We start from the raw sequence: 17295 nt of genomic DNA, 5'->3' as shown, positions 1-17295 counted from the left end.
TTGACTCATGGTAAATGCCGTAGAGTTGATAGGGTTAGAAAAGTCGTTCAAGACGGCAGGGGGTGTCGTTCATGCCGTCCAAGGGCTGTCGTTGACTATTCTCGCCGGTCAACGCGTCGCCTTGCTCGGCCCGAATGGTGCAGGGAAGTCGACGACGATCGACATGCTGCTCGGCTTGACGCGCCCTGACCGGGGGGAGGTCAGAATCGATGGTGAAGACCCGCGAGCGGCTGTTCGTAATGGCCGGATTGGTGCCATGTTGCAAAATGGTGGGCTCATCGGAGATCTCACGGTCCGCGAGCTCCTGTCCATGGTCGCGTGTCTGTTCCCGAATTCCATGTCCGTGGAAGCCGCCATGGAGATCGCGCACGTCAGTCAGCATGCGCGAAAGCGAGCTACCCACTTGTCCGGTGGCGAAGCACAGCGAGTTCGATTCGCGATCGCGCTGGTCAGTTCTCCGTCCCTGATCGTGCTCGATGAACCCACTGCGGCCATGGATGTCCAGGGGCGTGAAGACTTCTGGGCCACCATGACGACCTTGGAAGACCGCGGGATGACCGCGCTCTTCGCCTCACACTACTTGGCGGAGGCCGACATGTACGCGGACCGGGTGGTCGTTATCGTGGCTGGCAAGATCGTGGCCGATGGGCCGCCCTCGGCCATCAAGGCCATGGCGGGTGGAAGGATCATCCATGCCGTGGTGGATTCTCGCGAGGTTGCACGCTTCGCCGGAATGGACGGGGTGCAGTCTGCGAGTTTTGTTGATGGGAGACTGCAACTTGACTGCTCCGACTCGGATCTGGCCCTTCGGGAGTTGCTGAGAGTGGCGCCAGATGCGCGAGGCATCGAGGTCGCGCAGCGTGGGTTGGAGGAGGCATTCCTGGCGATCACGTCCGGAAATAGTGCGCAAGTGCGGGGTGCTCTGAATAATAACGACGGGAGTACGTCATGAAGTTCCAATACATTGGCTACGAGCTGCTGAGGCTGTGGCGGAATAAGCCGTTCTTCTTCTTCTCGCTGATCTTCCCTATCGCGTTGTTCGCGGTCTTCGCCTTGACGATGGGGGAGTCGAAGATCCCTATCGGAACCCACGACATTCCCGTCATTATCTACTACATGGCGAGCATGGCCGGATACGGTGCTCTCATGGCGGCGCTGTCCGGCGGTGCTCGGATCTCCACGGAGCGCTCTTCCGAGTGGGATCGCCAGTTGCACCTGACGCCGCTTAGTTCTTCCCAATACATGTTCGCTAAAGTCGTTACTGCATATTTGATGAGTGCCCTCAGCATGTTGCTCATCTACCTAACCGGAGTGCTGCTCGGAGCCCGTGTGGAGGGCATCGGCAGATGGGTCGTGATGTCCGGACTGATATTGGTAGGCGTGCTCCCATTCGCGATTCTCGGTATTGCGCTCGGCCTCATTCTTTCCACTGATGCGATGGGTCCCGCGCTGGGTGGCGCTGGTGCATTCTTCGGTTTTTTGGGTGGGATGTGGTTTCCGTTCACTTCGGGAACCATCATGGATCATATTGGGCAGTTGTTTCCGTCCTACTGGATTGCGCAGGCCTCGCTGTCAGCGATGCTTGATGTTCAATGGCCTCTCATGGCGTGGGTGGTCATTATCGGCTGGGTCGTAGGCGTGACTGCCTTGGCGGCTTGGGGTTACGGGCGGTCCGGAGAACGGGGCTGACCTAGCGTGGCTGGTTTCCGTTTGAAGGCGTTGACGAAGGCGCGGGTGGCTGACCCGACGACCAAGAAGATGTCGATCTCGCCCTTGCGTGGCTGGCTTGCTTTCGTGGGCGCATGCCTGATTGTGGCGGGTTCATTGCTGTGGGCTGTGTATTCAACACTAGTCGTCAGTATCACCTCGGACCGTAGTTTCTTCAGTCCTGACGATTCGGGTAGACAGCAGGCGTATGCGTTGGTGTCCATCGTGGAAGCGCAACAACTTCGAACGGGGATGGAAGCCACTGTGTCACTCAGTGGATTTCCCGCAAGCCGCTTCGGGCGCCTGCGGGGACGTGTCGAGTCGATTGATTCCGTTCCCGTGGGTCGCGAGCGGCTGGTGCAACTTCTGGGAGCCGAGGAGCTGGTTCCGGATGTGACGCGTGGAGCTCCGGGATACCTTGTCGAGATTCGGCTCTTGGACGGGACTGGCCCCGAGGGCTTTGAATGGACCCATGGCGGTGCGCCTGAGGGTCTGAGACTGTTGCGAGGAGCTCCCGCCCAAGTCCAGATTGTCCTCGACCTGTTCCATCCTTACGAGGTGTTGTTTGATGATGAGTCGTGACCCGAGAGTCGCGCCGTTCGTCACGGGGTCTCTCCGCGTTCCGGTTCTCCTGCAGCAGGAAGTGGTTGAGTGCGGGGCAGCATGTTTAAGCATGGTGTTGGCTTACTATGGGAAGTGGGTCTCGCTCGCCCAGTCGCGTGCTGTGTGCAATGTGGGGCGGGATGGGGTCTCGGCCGCAGCGATTCTGAAAGCCGCTCGTTCGTTTGGGCTCGAGGCGCGCGGCATGCGCTCTGAACCCGAAAATCTGGGGGACTTGAGGTTCCCCTTGATCGTGTACATGGAATTCAGGCATTTTATGGTGCTGGTCCGCGGAACAAAACGAGGCGTCGTCGTTAACGACCCGGGCTTTGGTCAGCGCACTATGTCGTGGGAGGAATTTGACCTAGCTTTCACGGGCATCGCCCTTGAGCTGACCCCGGGGGAAGGGTTCACGCAGACGGGGCAGAGGCCCTCCGTGTTAAAGGAACTGGCGCGCATCATCGCACCAGAGCGGAGAAACTTGGCTTTGGCGCTCGTGGCGGGAGGAGTCGGAGCACTTGCCCTGATGGCCATCCCACAACTGCTTCGGGTGTTCGTCAACGGTCTCTACGGATCGTTGACGTCACGGAGGCTTCCCACCGACGTGCTGTCTGCCCTCGCCATCTTGAGTGCGGTGGTGGTTGCGTTGGTGCTGTGGGCGCGTGACCGGGCATTGGTGCTCAGTGCGGTGTACCGATCGTGTGATGAAGCGCGGTCGCTTTTCGGGAGGATCATGCTGCTTCCGATGAGTTTTTTCCGGCTCAGGCACCGCGGTGTGCTGGCTTCACAGATCCAGTCCTTCGAGTCGTTGATCGTTTCCGTTGTGGTCAACCTGGGGACCCTTTTCGGGGAGCTCCTCATACTGTTCGGAGCGTTGGCGACCAGCGTACTTGTTAACCCCCAGATAGGTGCCGTGATTGTTGCTCTGGTCCTGCTATGGGGCGTCGTGGTTGCTGGTGTTGGCCGCTGGGCCGAGCCGGTCATGAACCGACGGGTTATTGCGGTGTCGAATCAAGCCGGCGGTGCGGCCGCCGCGTTCTATGATCTGGAGCGCATACGGGCGAATGGCGATGAAGGAAATATCTACGGGCGTTGGACCGGCGCGATGGCTGCCATGAGTTCCGACACCAGTCGTGCACAGATGGTCAGTCTCCTCTATTTTGCGATGCCTATTGCATTCGTGGGGGCAGGGAGTTTGATGGTGACATGGGTAGCCGCTCTTGGAATCTTGGCAGGGCAGATTCCGGTGGGTGAGATGTTTCAGATGCAACTGCTTCTTCTCCTGGCCGTTCTGGCCGCGCAGGGTTGCGTGACTTCCATTGCCGGCTTTGCGGGAATGTCGCCCAGTTTGGCGCTGGCGCGGGACGTAGGACCGCATGCTCGACTGGAAGACGTTGACCAAGATGTGACGATGATCTCAGGAGATCGGACGGCCGAACCGCTGTCTGGCGCCGTGAAAGTGTCGGGTCTGGGGTTACTGGTGGATCATCAAACTTGGCTCTTGAAAGACGTGACGTTTTCTGTGGCTCCGGGAGAACATGTTGCGGTGGTGGGGCGTTCAGGAGCAGGAAAGTCAACCTTGGCTCATCTGCTCGCAGGTCTCGAGGAACCTACCCAGGGCGCAGTGACGTTTGACGGTCTAGCACGTCACGAGTTGGCTCGTGCGACGCTGACCAGGTCAGTCGCTTACGTGGAGCAGCTCGGTTCCATGCTCCGCGGGACTGTCCGAGATAATTTGGCGCTGTGGGACCCAACGATTCCAGACGCAGTCCTGCTCGCGGCCGCCAAGGATGCAGGTATCTTGGCCGACATTCTCGCCAAGCCAGGAGGGCTCGATCGGCAGGTTGATGTGGAACGACCAGAATGGAGTGGGGGGCAACGTCAGCGCCTTGCAATCGCTCGCGCGCTCGTCAAGGACCCTTCCCTACTTATCCTTGACGAGGCGACGTCGGGACTGGACCCGATCGTGGAGCGCGAGATCTACGACACGATCAGGGCTCGGGGGTGTTCCGTGGTGATCATTGCTCACCGGTTGTCGACAGTGCGCCACGCTGATCTCATCGTCGTCCTGGACGGCGGAGTTGTCGTCGAGCAAGGAACTCATGATGAACTGATCGACAGGCATGGCTGTTATTGGGAGCTGGTGAACGATGAAGCCTGAAGTGCCCCATGGGCTTGTACGAGCGCTGACGGCTCGTGATCGCTTGGATCTGACCTCTGGCCACGAGTCGTTTCTGGTCGTGAAGGGACGAGTGCGTGTCTTCGCGCAGAAGGCCCAAGGCAGGCTTGAGCCGCTGTTCACCTGTGGCCCGGGTGATGCACTGATTGGAGCAGGCGTGGTCGGCTCGGAGTGGAGGCTGGTGGCGATCGGGCTGCCAGAGACGGGTCTGGCCCCGCTGGACTTGGAGAGGTTGGCGCGTGAGGCACGTGAGCAGGGACCCAATCGGATGCTCATCATGATGTTGGAGAATTGGGTGTCTCGATTGATGGCTGCTACATGCCCATCCGTGGTTATGGCGGCAGATGCTTTCGTGCCCACAGAGGATGCTGATTTCAAGAGCGCGGAGGGGCAGGCGCATGTCCTCCGGCACCGCTTCTTGTGGCTAACGCTCCCTCATCCCACTGTTATCTGGGGCCACGTCTTCGACCATGTGGTGGCGTGGCCGGCTCATCTCATGCTTCGGTTCGACTCGAAGATGAAGGGGAAGGTGATCGGCTCCTCGGAAGCCCTGTGCAGGAGAGATACTTGGGATCGGCTCAACTCTCTGCAGCCGGACTGCTTTGCGTGGTTGGAGACCCGACTCGCCATTTCACGTGAGGCAATGACACGGAGAGAGGTTGAGCTGAGGGTTTTCCAGGATCGCGTTGGTGATACCGTTCAGTCGCAGTGCTGGTTCTCAGGTGAGGGCTCGCAGGACTTGGCCTCATCCAATGTCCTGACATCGTCATTTGTTTCCGCCTTGACGGTGGTGTGTCGCGCCGTCGGCGCGAATTTCACTCCTCCGCCCGTTGGGGCTCTCAACGCAACGCGTGATCCGTTGGCCCTCTGCGCGCGCGCATCGGGGTTTGGGTACCGTCGCGTCAACCTTGATGCCAAGTGGTACGAGGGAGACGTTGGGCCACTGCTCGGTCACATGAGCGGCGATCAGGAACGCTGGGTCGCGATGATTCGTCACCGTGGGGTCTTCCGGGTGCACGAGGGTACCGGGGGGCTTGGAGCCCCGTTGAATGAGAGAATCGATCGCGCCATCGACCAAACCTTCCAGATCTATCCGGCTCTTCCTCGTGGAGGTGTCCTCCGATTCTTGTTGTTTCGGCAGTGGCCTGCGCTCTTGATGTGTGCTGTGCTGGGGGCGGTTCTCGGACTGATGGCCATGCTGCCGATCTTTGTGCTCGAGTTCTTTCGTGGTGAAGGTCATGATCCAGCGCTCATCTCGAAGCCTGTGGGACTGGTGTGGGCGTTACTGCTCTGGGTGGGTGGAGTCGCTTTTCTTGAGCTCTTCGCGCATCGACTCGTTAGTCGTATCGTGAGTTTTGTGGGCACGCGATTTTCTGCAGCCGTTTTCCACCGGCTGCTCATCGGGCAGAGTGAGGAAGTTGTGCGTCGTTCCCCCGCTGAACGCTCGGGTATGTCAGCGGAGTTGCTCGCATCGGAGGACCGCATCCTTCAGCTCGTCTACGGAGTCGGCGCTGGGCTCGGGCTGATCCTATCGGGATTTTCCTCTATGGCTTGGGTGAGTCCCCGTTCCATGCTTGGGTGCGCTTTGACCTGTGTGTTGATCAGCGTGATGTTCGGGACTTCGGCCCGAAGATGTCGGCGAGCTGAGAAGGTGCTTCGTGCGATGCGCGCGGAACAGAATTCGCTCTCCGCGTCACTGCTCGGCTCCGTGTCGAGTTTGCGAGTGGCCGGTGCGTCTCAGCGAGCGTCGTTGATGTGGTCCGTTCATGATGCGGGGCAACAGTACTGGAGACGCATTGTACTGCGCGGACAGCTGTTCCGGAGACGATTGATACTGCTCGGAATTGCGCTTCTGGTTGTCGCATTCCTGATGACGGGAGATGCCCAAGAATGGATGCACAACCCTTTGGGTGTCCCTGCTGCGGGTGTATCACTCAGTTTGCTGAGTGCCGGCCTGATCATTCTGGGCGGGGCACTCGGGCAGTTGTCCGGTCTACTGGACGTCGCCGGCGAAGTGAAAAAACTGGCCGAGGCCGAAGAAGCACCGACAGGTGTGGGAGTTATTCCGGACGGACCTAGCGGGTTCATCGAAGTCGATGGGCTCACCTATTCTGCCGCTGGAGATGGAAGCACCCTGATTGATCAGGTTTCCTTCACCGTCAAACGAGGATCTTTTGTGGCGATCGTTGGCCCTTCTGGGTCGGGGAAGTCGACACTGATTCGGCTGCTGCTCGGCCTCATCCGTGCGGATTCGGGGAGTATTCGTTTTGACGGTCTCGACATCTCTACTCTTGACCTCGTTGCTCTCCGCGAACGGTCCGGTGTGGTGCTCCAAGCGTTGAGCCTACCGAAGGGTAGCATCCAATCGATCATCTCGGGTGGCCGTAATCTAGGAAAAGAACAGGTGCTGGCGGCATTGAGGGTCGTTGGTCTCGGCGCCTTGGTGGATTCACTTCCCATGGGAGTCAATACGCTCATCAGTGGAAACTCAGGGGTATTCTCCGGCGGTCAGATGCAACTGTTGCTGCTGGCGAGGGCGATTGCCGGTGCCCCTCGGCTGGTCGTATTAGACGAGGCGACGAGCGCACTCGACAACAACTCGCAGGCAGCAGTCATGCGGGCGATTGAGCAGTTGAATGCAACCCGCGTGGTCGTCGCGCACCGGCTATCGACCATCAGAAACGCTGACCACATAATTGTCTTGGAGAAGGGGACCGTCGTTCAGGAAGGCACTTTCGAGCAGTTGGAGCGACAGGATGGACTGTTTCGGCGTTTGGTGCAGAACCAGCTCAAGGGCAGTGCGAGGACATCGTGATGGAGAAAGTTGCGGTTGCTAGCAAAGCACTGGATGCGTGGGTCTTGGAGCGTCATGAGCGGGTTGACGGTTGTAACCCTAGGGAGGAGGATCTGGACCGATGCGGTATGCTGATGGATTCGATTCATGATTTGGGGTGTCCCCCGGGTGTCGTTCCGATAGGAGTCCGCGGGCGTCAGGTTCAGGTCCTTTTCAACGCGAAGGTCGATGCGGCCGCTTCGGGCGGGTCAGAAGGGGAGGGGGCAAATTGGAGTTTGCTGAGTTTGGAGAGGCATAATTTGCGCTGCTCGCGAGGGCGTGGATCAGCGAAGAGTACGTTGTGGAAATCCTCGCGGACCCGCCTTCGGCTCTTCGTGAGGTGGGATTCGATGTTCCTCCTGGCATTGACGTGGACGTGGTTCGTCAGTCGGATGGGGAAGCGGATCTTTAACGGTAGTATCAGATGTGAATCAATGGCATTGCCGTTGAATCGACTCGGCTGTATCTGCCTGACCCCGAACCGGTTCATTTCGGGGAAATTGCGGAGACTGAGCTGGAGGCCACGCCGGGTGGGGCCACCTGTTGCTGGTCGTGCTGTACCTGCACTGCCTAGTCAAGAAGCCCTCATTGCGTGAAAGTTGGATGTAGAATGATGGTATACCGCAACTTAGGCTCAAAGAAGGATGACATGGACGGTAAGATCACCAAACGACAGATGGCCCTTGGGGTATCGATGGTTTATGGCGGCCTCGTCGCTGCCATGGCGGCCCTAAATTACACTGATGTCATGCTGATCGTTGTGCTCGTCGGCGGCCCAGCTGTCGCTTGGGCATGGTATGTGGCGTCCCGGGACAAGTAGCGGTTCTTCTGCTTGATCAGTGCCGTGACGGGGGGCTGGGAAATCAGTGCTTTTCAGCTGTGTCCTAAACTCCGCTTCCAACTCCAACGGACGCGCCTGCTTGGTGTCAAGTGGTGGAGGCAACGAGTAGGCGTTCGTATGCTTCGCGTGGAGTTGGGCCACCCCAGGGCTGCTCTGGGGCGTCCACCCAAGCTCTTCAGCGATGGCGCCTGTGGTAGGGCTGATGTGTGGTGATCCGGGTGCCTTTGGGTAGGTACTCACAGATTCAGCCCGCCTGTGTTCTCGATGGGTTCCCCGCTCCCTACGGGGGAGCGAGGACGAGACGAAGACACATCTTGCATGTCGGTTGCCAGGGTGAGTGCGGCATGACAGGTGCATCTTTCGAAACCGTGAAACCGAGGGCACGGAGACCCCGCATCACATCAGGGTGTGGTGTCGGTTGTGATCGATCAAAGACATCACACAACCCCTCAGATGTTCCTTTCCCAACGGCAGGGGCGAGGATCATCCACGGATCCGGGTGGTGCGTCCCCTCCAGGATCCGCCGCTGCTGAGGCGCCATCGGTTCCCGATTGTTCAGGACACACCTCCCATGTGTTCCCGGAGGGTTCTACGATCATCCACATCCTCGGGGCGGTCACCGCAATGCTGCACCGTTCCCACGATCGGATCGGGTACGCAGCACCCGCCAGGCGGCGCGGCCGGCCTCTGGTGCGCTTCGAGCACAGGCATGACTCCTATGACGGGCCAGATCCTTCTTGCCGGGAAGGGGTATAGAACCCTGGTGTGTGGATGGCCTCATAGGACACCAACTACTCCCTTCAGCTACTTGGGGAGCCCTTGCACAGATTCTCTAGACTGCCATCGCCGGCCTCCGCCCGGAGTCCCCGCAGCGAATGTGGCAGGGGTGTCCCGGGAACACTCCCAGAACCTGTCCTGCACCCGGAACCTTGAGGACCCGATGCGGCATCGAATCTTGCGGGTCTTCGCCCAGGGTCCGGCGTTTCTGAGCGTTCGCATCGGCTGCCACACGGGCTGATACCCGCACTTCCCGCCGTTACGGTGTATCCCCCTGAGACACCACTGAAACCGATCTGCCAATCCGGTCCGCGATCCGCCGCAGCGAACATCCCTCCTTCAACCCTTTCGCGATCGCCGCCCGGTCCTGCATCATCAACATACGCCGCACCAACAACCCCCTCCCTGACAAGCACTGTTGCTACGACCCTATGACACCGCCCTGCCGCTGTGCGCGCATACTATTCAGGTTCCCTAGCCGTCTCTGACGTGCGGAGTACCGTCGCAGGGTGATTCCTTCGACTTGATGTGGTTGACGTTTGGCGAGGAAGTGGTGCACATGCTGGTGACCTGGTCCATTCTCGCCTTCCTGGTCAGCGCCCTGTGCTGGATCGTCGGGGACGCCCTCATCGTCGGTTTCCACAAACCCGACGGGCGCGAGCACGGCGAGTTCATCGATCTCATGGGAAACGACGCCTACGCCTTCTACACGCGCATCGACGAACCCCGCCTGAGGTGGGGTGCGCTGGTGGGGAACTATTCCGCACCGCTCATGCTCGCCGGTCTCTACGCCCACTGGGTGCTGCTGCGCGACTCGGCGATCGGGGTGGCGGGGGTGGCGCTCCTGGGGATCGGATTCTGCCTGTCACCCCTCGCCCACGCGTCCTTCTACCCACTGGCCCTGGCCTCCGAACGCGCGCACGTCGCCCACACCTCGGCCGGGATGGGGGAGGAACCGGACGGGGCGGTCCTGGAACAGGCGCGCAGACTCTACCGGTTCCTCATGGCCGCATGGGTTCCCGCCATCGGGACGACCGCGCTGGGATGGATCCTCGTGTGCATCGCCCTGGGTTCCGGGGCCACCGTGTTCCCGTGGTGGTCCCTCCTCCTGACGCCCCCCGTCCAGGCCCTGCCGTGGTTCGCGCTCACGCGCCTGCCCTACCCGGGCAAACCCCTCCTCGACGGGGCGCTGTTCAACATCATCAACCTCGTGTGGGCCATCGCCTTCCTGCTGCTGACGATCTCCCATCCAGTGGCCTGAGCGGCCCCGTCAATACGGCTCCGTGAACAGGTGCTCCGCTCCCCGCCGCTCCAGCAGCGCCACGCCGTCCGCGACCATGGCCGAGGATCCGCACAGGTAGAAGTCGGTTCCGGCGGGGTCGAGGTCCAGGGTTTCCAGGGCGCTGGTCACCCGGCCGCGCAGGGCGCCGTCGACGTCCTCCCGGCTGATGCAGCGCAGCACCGCAGGCATCGGGTCGGGCAGCAGGGCGGTCAGGTCGTCTGCGCAGGTGCGGCAACCGAAGATCAGGAGGTCGTCCTCCCGGCTTCCCGGGGCGGTGAACATCGGAAGGAACGGCGCCAGTCCGGTTCCGGTGGCGACGAAGACCCGTCGGCGATCCGAGGGGACCGGGGTGAACCGGCCGAGTGGGAGCTCGATCGTGGTGCGGGTCCCGGGCTCGGCGGTCTCCACGAACCGGGATCCCTGCCCGCGGGTCCGGGTGCTGATCAGGAAGCGCACCTGCCGGCCCTCGACGCCCGCGATGGAGTAGTCGCGCCACGCGTCGTTCCCGACGTGGATCCGGGCGAACTGGCCGGGTGCCCAGTCCCCGATCTCGTCGTCCGCCTCGAAGCAGGCCTCCCAGATGCTGTCGGTCAGGCGTCGCTTGGCGGTCAATGTGGCGCGATGCTTGCCCTCGGGCAGTGGCCACTCCGACGAGGCGGTGGTTCGTGGCCCGGCGGCGATCGCCGCGCGGATCTCCATGAATCCCTTGTCGCCGAGTACCTGACAGGCCGCAGCCACCCCGCCCATCATCGCGCCCACGATCCCGCAGCTGCCCGCGTCCTGGCCCGACAGGTAGAGCCCCTTCACGGGGGTGACCGGGCCGAACGGGGAGCGGTAGCGTTCCGGGGTGCCGGGTATGCCGTAGAAGGCTCCCCGGGGATGTGAGGTGTAGTGCTCGACGCTCAGGGGAGTCGACACCTCCACGTAGTCGATCAGCTCCTTCAAGCCCGGAACGGCGGTCTCCGCCAGGTCGATCAGTCCGTTTCCGATCCGTTGTTTCAAAGCGGAGTAGTCGGCGCCACGATTGCCCTTGGGGGTGTTCCGCCACGTCGTGAACGCGTCGGCGTCGACGAAGGAGATGATCTCCGCGGTGTGGTGTGTCTCTCCCGACTTCACCGACGGGAACGAGACGAAGGCGTTCCGGGGCGCCCCGGACAGCAGGGCCGCGTTCTGGCCCGGGAGGTCGTCGTGATCGAGGTCTCGGTTCACCTGCACGTTTCCGCCGTCCACCCCGATGGTGCGTGGGTCGTCGCGCAGCCCCAGGTAGGCGGTGACGGCGGAGGTGCCGGTCCCGATCCGCCGGATCGCGTCGCGCAGGTCCGCGGTTGCCCGCCCCACGGGGCCGTCGGTCGGCAGCAGGTCGAAGAAGGTCACGGGAGCACCCGCGTTCGAGATCACCACCGGCGCGCGATGGATCCGTTCCCGGGCGACCGGGCCGCGGTGATCCCACACCCGGACCCCGGTCACCCTCCCGCTCTCCACGAGGATCTCCTGCACGTCCTGGGCCACCTGCACGGCACCCCCGGCCCGTTCGATGCCCTTCTCGAAGGTCCGGGCAACGCGGGCGCTGCCACCGTCGGGGAACCATGCGCCGTTCAGGTAGTGTCCGACGATCATCGCGTGTGTCGCGAAGGCGCTGAGCGACGGCGGCAGTCCGTAGTCGCCCCACTGGCTGGCCAGCAGCGCCCGGAGCCTGGGGGAGCGGAAACGTCTCTTCAGGTAGCGCTGCGTGGTTCCGAGCGCCATCCGACCCGAGATCCGCTGAATACCGCGCAGCAGCGGTGCGACGGCTCGGGGCACCATGTGCTTGGCGAAGTCGAGGGTGCTCCATCTGTTGACGTTGCGGATGTCGCGGAAATACCGGCGAATGGCGCGGGCCTCGGAGGGGAAGGCGTCGATGAGTTTCCGTCGATACTCCGCAGGATCAGAGGGGACGGAGAAATCGATGTCCGGGTAGACGAAGCGGTCGTATGCATCCGGCATGCGATTCCACGCCAGTTCTCCGTCCGAGAGGTAGTCGAAGTACGCGTGCAGTTGGCTGCCCGGATCAAGTTGTCCGATGTAGTGCAGGCCGACGTCCCAGGATGCGCCGTCGCGGCGGAACGTGTGCGTCAACCCGCCCGGTTCGGTGTGTTTCTCCAGCACGAGGACCCGCTTGCCCGAGACCCGGGCGAGCAGCCCCGCTGTGGTCAAACCGCCGATCCCTGATCCGATGACGATGGCGTCGTACATTCCCGCTCCGATCCTTCCTGGACACTGTCAAGTGATAGCCTAGCGAGTCGCTTGACGGTGTCAAGCGTGGCGTAGACTCGGGCCATGACCAGGAAAGTGTCGGGTAGGTCGAGAACCGGTGAGACGGGCACTCTGCGCGATGACCTGCTGCGCATCAGTCGCGAACTGCTGGACGAGGGGGGGCCCGCGGCGCTCAGCATGCGGGAGGTGGCACGTCGCGCCGGCTGCACCCATCAGGCTCCCTACCATTACTTCGCCAACCGTGAGGCAATCCTCGCGGCCCTCGTCGAGGCGGGATTCGACGAGCTGGCCAACCGGCTGGGTGAAGCTCGCGACCTGGTGGAGACCGAGGATCTCAGGACGGTGGTGGAGGCTTCCGGGAACGCCTATGTCGAGTTCGCACTGACCAATCCGGGGGTGTTCAGGATCATGTTCCGCCGTGACATGTGCGACCCCGCGAGGTTTCCCGGGGTCCAGGCGTCAAGCAGACGGACCTACGACGAACTCGGCCGGCTCGCGCGGATCAATTTCGGCGAACGTGCCATTCGCGAGCATGAGACCGCCCTGTGGGCGGGCGTCCACGGGCTGGCGGTCCTGCTCCTCGACGGCCTCATGGCGGATGAACTCCCGAGCCTGGAGGATCGACTGGCCTACGCGCGACAGGTGAATCGATTGGGGTGCGACGCGCTACTGCTGCGCAGGGACGGTGCGAAGCAGGATGCTCCCGGCGCCTGGTTCTGGTGACCCTCAGCCGCGAATTCCTCAGCATGGGCGCGCCCGGACGTCTTGGGTGAACGTGGACCGCCTTGTAGTCTGAGGAAAGGTTCGATGCACGCAACAACCATCAGGAGGATGCAATGGGACTCGGTGACAAGATCCAGGAAACCGTCGGCAAGGCCAAGGAGAGCATTGGCGAGGCCGTCGGCGACCAGGACCTCCGAGCCGAAGGCCAGGAGGATCGCGTGAAGGGCGGCGTCGGTCAGATCGTCGACAACGCCAAGGAGAAGCTCGGTGACGTCGCGAGCGGTGTCGCCGACAAGGTCGAAGAGGCCAAGGACAAGCTCACCGGAAAGTGAGGCCGATACGGGCGAGGCCTCCGGGGAACCTCAACGGCCCCGGAGGCCTCGTCATTTCCCGGCGGCCTCCTCAGAACTCCAGCAGCAGCTCGACCCCTTTGCGGAAGTAGTCGTTCATCTCGTCCGGTGGCACCATCGATCCACCCGTCGCCCAGGCCAGGTGCGTCGCGTTGGCGAGCGCCTTCGGTGTCAACTTGGTGCGTTTCAGATAGGCTGCATCGGCCAGGACCCGCTGCGGACCGAGGAAACCGGCGACGGCGGAGGGCTCCACCTTCAGTCCCTCGGTTTCCCGGAGCAGGGTGAGATAGCGGTAGAGATTCTCCTCGCTGACCGTGTAGTAGCCGTCGATGGCGTGTTCCAGCGACCTGCCGACGAACCCCGACGGGCGACCGACCGCCAGGCCGTCCGCGCTCGTGATGTTGTCGATGCCGAAATCCTGCACGCAGACCGCGTCGTGGAGCCCGGTTCGCACACCGAGCAGCATGCTGGGGGAGTGGGTCGGTTCCGCGAAAACCGCATGGACGGCGTCGCCGAAGACAGTTTTGAGGCCGAAGGTGATTCCCCCGGGACCGCCGCCCACCCCGCACGGCAGGTACACGAAGAGCGGGTGTTCCTCGTCCACCAGGACGTCGAGGGCCTGGAGTTGACCGGCCAGTCGTCGCCCGGCCACCGCGTATCCGAGGAACAGGGTCGTCGAGTTCTCGTCGTCGACGAAGTGCGTCGACGGATCGGATCTGGCCTGCTTTCGACCCGCGGACACCGCCACCGAGTAGTCGGAGTCGTATTCCACCACCTCGACGCCGTGCCTGCGGAGCATCTCCTTCTTCCAGGGGCGGGCGCCAGAGGACATGTGCACGGTGACGTCGAAACCGAGCCGAGCGCTCATGATCCCGATCGACAGGCCCAGGTTCCCGGTGGAACCGACCGCTATCGAGTGCTCGGAGAACAGCTCGTGGGCTTCCGGTGAGTCCAGCTCCCGGTAGTCGGAGTCCCGGGTGATCAACCCCGCGTCGAGGGCTATCCACTCCGCGTGGTGCAGCACCTCGTAGATCCCCCCGCGAGCCTTGATGGAACCGGAGATCGGCAACTCGGCGTCCATCTTCGCCCAGAGTTTCCCGGGTATCCGGATGCCCTCCCGACGTTCGATCGCGGCCTGCATGAACGGAACCGCGTACAGCGGGGACTCGATGATCCCTGCGGAGAGCCGGGTCTCGGGGAAGACCTGAGCGATGTAGGGGGCGAAGCGCCTCATGCGTTCCGCTGCGTCGTCGATGTCGGCGACCGTGAGCCCGAGGCCCGTCAATGCAGCTTTGCCGGACCTGACCCCGGGGTTGAACCACGCCGTCTCCTGGTACGCGACGAGCTCCCGGATCAGGGGGAACTTCGCTTCCCAGGTGGACGGTTCCTTTCCGGCGATGCTCGTCATGGCTGCTCCTGCGGTTGCCTCAGATCCGCTCCACAGCTTAGAGGTCTTTCAGGTCGTAGCGGTACCGTGACTGCCTTGGGGATGCGTCGGCCGTTTGGCCTTCCCCAGGGGTGCGCTTCGGATCGATACCGTTTCTCTTCCCGCTCACGGTGATGCCGTCCCGCGGCAGAAGAGCTTGGGGGTGAGGAGCAGTCCCACCGGCATCAGCATCAACCAGAGGTTCACCAGCCACCATGAGAGGGCCCACGTGCCCCACAGCGCAAAAAAGCTGACGGCCAACAGACCCGCCGAGAAGGTGAGGGTCAGGGCGCACAGGAACAGCGGTGCCGACCAGCGATGCCCGGTGGGTAGCAGCGACCACGTCAGGCCAGCAGTGACCGCGAACAGGTCCAAGGGTAGGAAGGACCAATTCCAGGCCAACAGGACGTCACCCGTGCCCACCGAGATCACGCCGATGGTGGTCAGTGTCCAGTAGGCGAGCAGGCCGAGATCGGTGACGATGAGAAACACCTTCGCAGTGCGTTGCGTGCAGACATCGAGAGGGACTGCGGTGACGGGGCCTATCTGCTCGCCTGGCGAACCGATCAATCCGCTGGAGTGTCGATGAGCCATGTATGGTGCGTTCGGGGGATCTGGAATACGATGGCCGATCGTGCGCGATATTCCCGAAGCCGGATTCGAGGGCCTGGAAGGTCGTAACATCGAGGTCTGGAACGACCTCGTCTCGCCCAGGGACCTGCTGGTCTGTCTGGCGGTCTCGGCGGTCTGCGCCGTCGCGGCGGTGCTGATCGCCGCGAACACCGGCGGGCAGACGCTCTACTGGGGGCTGGGGGCATCGGTTGTCGGTTTCGTCGCGAACTGCTTCCTCGTGACCCCCAAACGGGAGGTCGCGATCGTCGAGGAGATGGACCCCGCCGACGCCGGTGAGGACGGTGCCGCGTGACCCCGGAACTCATCGGCATGATGTTGGTGGCGGTGCTCGGCGCCGTCGTGCTCTACACCTTCATCGGTTTCATCCCCGGCACCGACGAAACGAGCGTTCTCGCGCCCATCACCCTGGCCGTCGTGCTGTCCGGCGCCCCACCGGAGGTGGTGCTCGCCTTCTTCGTCTCCGCGGTGGTGACGCTCAACCTGATGAACGGCATTCCCACCGCTCTGGTCGGCCTGCCGGGCGGGGTGATGTCTGCCCCGCTGATGGAGCACTCCGTTTTCCTGCGCAACAAGGGCCTGGCATCCGAGACGATCCGGAAAATGGCGGTGGGTTCCGCCATCGGAACCGTGGTCTCCATACCCCTCAGCTTCATCCTGGCGGGGCTGCTGGCGCCCATCGCCGATCCGATCAAGGCCCAGACCCCGGTGATACTCGCGGCGGGAACGGTGCTGCTGGCGCTGCTCGGCACCAACCGGATCCTCGCGCTGGTGGCGATCATTCCGCTGGCGCTGATGTTCCAGGCGCTGCCCACGCTCTACCGCTCGGTCAACATCATCGGGGAGAAGGGCAACGTCAACATCTCCTTCTTCCTGGGGATCACGGTCGGCCCCATGCTCATCACCCTGCTCGAACTACTCAACGCCAAGCGCCGCGCGGCGCTTCCGCACGGGACCAGGACCAGGACGGCCCTCCTGCGCTCCGGGTTCGAGTCGCAGGCGCTGATGCCGGGCCACATGATCACCCGGTCCGAGGGCAGGTGGAGCGCTCTCATGGCAGCCGTCTCGACGCCGCTGTTCGTTCTCAGCCCCGTCGGCCTGACCTTCCTGCTCGGCGAGGCGTCGGTGGCGCGCCAGAAGAAGGACCCCGTGCGTCGCGCGCAACGCGCCGTGACCGTCATGAGCTCCTTGACGCACTCCACCTATCTCGCCGGCGTCATCATTCCGCTCGTGGCCCTGGGCATTCCCGTCTCGGGGGTTTCCGCGGGACCCGCGGGTCCGTTGTTCAACGCACCCCCCGTCTACAGCTTGGACAACAACCTTCACCACCTGTTGCAGCTGCCCGGTTTCGTCGCAGCAGTCACCGTGGGTGCGCTCATATCGGTCGTGATCACCTACGTCATAGCGGTCCGGTGGTCGTCACAGATCACCTACTTCGTCATGCGACGCATCCCGCACGAGGCGGTCCTCACGCTGTTCGTGGTCTTCATCCTGCTGCTGGCCTACATCGACGCGGGCGTTCCGAACATGTTCGGCGTGCTGCTCGTCGGCGTGGTGTGCGGAGCGCTCAACCGGCTCGGGGTCTCCTACGGCGTGCAGTTCATGACGCTCTACGCCGCCCCCGGAATCGTCGGTGCCCTGGCCACCCTCGCCTGAACTGGTTCAGGTCTCCACACAACCATGCCGACCTTGTC

At 62.6% G+C, this 17295-nt stretch carries 15 protein-coding genes; 11 read left to right on the top strand and 4 right to left on the bottom strand.

Annotated features, from left to right (window positions below):
- Nucleotides 1-7: 7 nt before the first annotated feature.
- The 6 genes from E0E39_RS10830 (at nucleotide 8) to E0E39_RS15815 (ending at nucleotide 8139) form a co-directional block, all read left to right on the top strand.
- Nucleotides 8-952 carry an ABC transporter ATP-binding protein gene (locus E0E39_RS10830; RefSeq protein WP_130874741.1) on the top strand — a complete coding sequence of 315 codons (945 nt, stop codon included), beginning with the start codon at nucleotides 8-10 and terminating at the stop codon, nucleotides 950-952.
- A complete protein-coding gene (locus E0E39_RS10825; protein ID WP_130874740.1) occupies nucleotides 949-1689 on the top strand; it encodes an ABC transporter permease in 741 nt (246 codons plus the stop codon). The genes E0E39_RS10830 and E0E39_RS10825 overlap by 4 nt, the downstream gene beginning before the upstream one ends.
- A gap of 6 nt (nucleotides 1690-1695) precedes the next feature.
- Nucleotides 1696-2289, top strand: a complete 594-nt coding sequence (locus tag E0E39_RS10820; protein ID WP_130874739.1) for a hypothetical protein — start codon at nucleotides 1696-1698, stop codon at nucleotides 2287-2289.
- A complete protein-coding gene (locus E0E39_RS10815) occupies nucleotides 2276-4468 on the top strand; it encodes an ATP-binding cassette domain-containing protein (protein ID WP_130874738.1) in 2193 nt (730 codons plus the stop codon). Before E0E39_RS10820 ends, E0E39_RS10815 begins: the two co-directional genes overlap by 14 nt.
- The gene (locus E0E39_RS10810) at nucleotides 4458-7301 is read left to right on the top strand and encodes an ATP-binding cassette domain-containing protein (RefSeq protein ID WP_130874737.1); all 2844 of its coding nucleotides are present in this window, start codon (nucleotides 4458-4460) and stop codon (nucleotides 7299-7301) included. The genes E0E39_RS10815 and E0E39_RS10810 overlap by 11 nt, the downstream gene beginning before the upstream one ends.
- Nucleotides 7302-7968: 667 nt before the next feature.
- A complete protein-coding gene (locus tag E0E39_RS15815; protein ID WP_165444745.1) occupies nucleotides 7969-8139 on the top strand; it encodes a hypothetical protein in 171 nt (56 codons plus the stop codon).
- 1057 nt (nucleotides 8140-9196) lie between these two features.
- Here the strand turns inward: E0E39_RS15815 and E0E39_RS16810 are convergent.
- On the bottom strand, nucleotides 9197-9310 hold the full coding sequence (locus E0E39_RS16810; RefSeq protein ID WP_425470699.1) for a helix-turn-helix domain-containing protein: 114 nt from the start codon (nucleotides 9308-9310) through the stop codon (nucleotides 9197-9199).
- A 153-nt stretch (nucleotides 9311-9463) separates the two neighbouring features.
- Between E0E39_RS16810 and E0E39_RS10800 the strand changes: the two genes are divergently transcribed.
- Nucleotides 9464-10198, top strand: a complete 735-nt coding sequence (locus tag E0E39_RS10800; protein ID WP_207302478.1) for a hypothetical protein — start codon at nucleotides 9464-9466, stop codon at nucleotides 10196-10198.
- Between the two features lie 9 nt (nucleotides 10199-10207).
- Here E0E39_RS10800 and E0E39_RS10795 read toward each other — a convergent pair whose 3' ends face one another.
- Nucleotides 10208-12451 (bottom strand): FAD-dependent oxidoreductase, encoded by a 2244-nt coding sequence (locus E0E39_RS10795; RefSeq protein ID WP_130874735.1) that lies wholly within the window; start codon nucleotides 12449-12451, stop codon nucleotides 10208-10210.
- A gap of 84 nt (nucleotides 12452-12535) precedes the next feature.
- On the opposite strand from E0E39_RS10795, the gene E0E39_RS10790 reads away from it, so the two are divergent.
- Nucleotides 12536-13195: a TetR/AcrR family transcriptional regulator gene (locus tag E0E39_RS10790; RefSeq protein WP_130874734.1), complete on the top strand. Its 660-nt coding sequence runs from the start codon at nucleotides 12536-12538 to the stop codon at nucleotides 13193-13195.
- Nucleotides 13196-13308: 113 nt separating this feature from the next.
- A complete protein-coding gene (locus E0E39_RS10785; protein ID WP_130874733.1) occupies nucleotides 13309-13527 on the top strand; it encodes a CsbD family protein in 219 nt (72 codons plus the stop codon).
- 70 nt (nucleotides 13528-13597) lie between these two features.
- On the opposite strand, the gene E0E39_RS10780 is transcribed toward E0E39_RS10785, so the two are convergent.
- Both E0E39_RS10780 and E0E39_RS10775 read right to left on the bottom strand, forming a co-directional pair.
- Nucleotides 13598-14953 (bottom strand): D-serine ammonia-lyase, encoded by a 1356-nt coding sequence (locus tag E0E39_RS10780; RefSeq protein ID WP_130874732.1) that lies wholly within the window; start codon nucleotides 14951-14953, stop codon nucleotides 13598-13600.
- A 144-nt stretch (nucleotides 14954-15097) separates the two neighbouring features.
- Complete coding sequence (locus E0E39_RS10775; protein ID WP_245988285.1) at nucleotides 15098-15565, bottom strand: DUF5360 family protein; 468 nt, start codon at nucleotides 15563-15565, stop codon at nucleotides 15098-15100.
- Between the two features lie 40 nt (nucleotides 15566-15605).
- Here E0E39_RS10775 and E0E39_RS10770 point away from each other — a divergent pair, with 40 nt between their 5' ends.
- Together E0E39_RS10770 and E0E39_RS10765 are read left to right on the top strand one after the other, a co-directional pair.
- Nucleotides 15606-15896, top strand: coding sequence for a hypothetical protein (locus E0E39_RS10770; RefSeq protein ID WP_130874731.1), 291 nt, complete (start codon nucleotides 15606-15608; stop codon nucleotides 15894-15896).
- Complete coding sequence (locus tag E0E39_RS10765) at nucleotides 15893-17257, top strand: tripartite tricarboxylate transporter permease (RefSeq protein WP_130874730.1); 1365 nt, start codon at nucleotides 15893-15895, stop codon at nucleotides 17255-17257. Before E0E39_RS10770 ends, E0E39_RS10765 begins: the two co-directional genes overlap by 4 nt.
- The last annotated feature ends 38 nt before the right edge of the window (nucleotides 17258-17295 follow it).

It is taken from the genome of [Pseudopropionibacterium] massiliense (genome assembly GCF_900607225.1).
GTDB classification, from domain to species: Bacteria; Actinomycetota; Actinomycetes; order Propionibacteriales; family Propionibacteriaceae; genus Arachnia; species Arachnia massiliensis.
The sequence above is the reverse complement of the archived record's forward strand: the minus strand, read 5'-3'. Positions and strand labels throughout refer to the sequence as shown.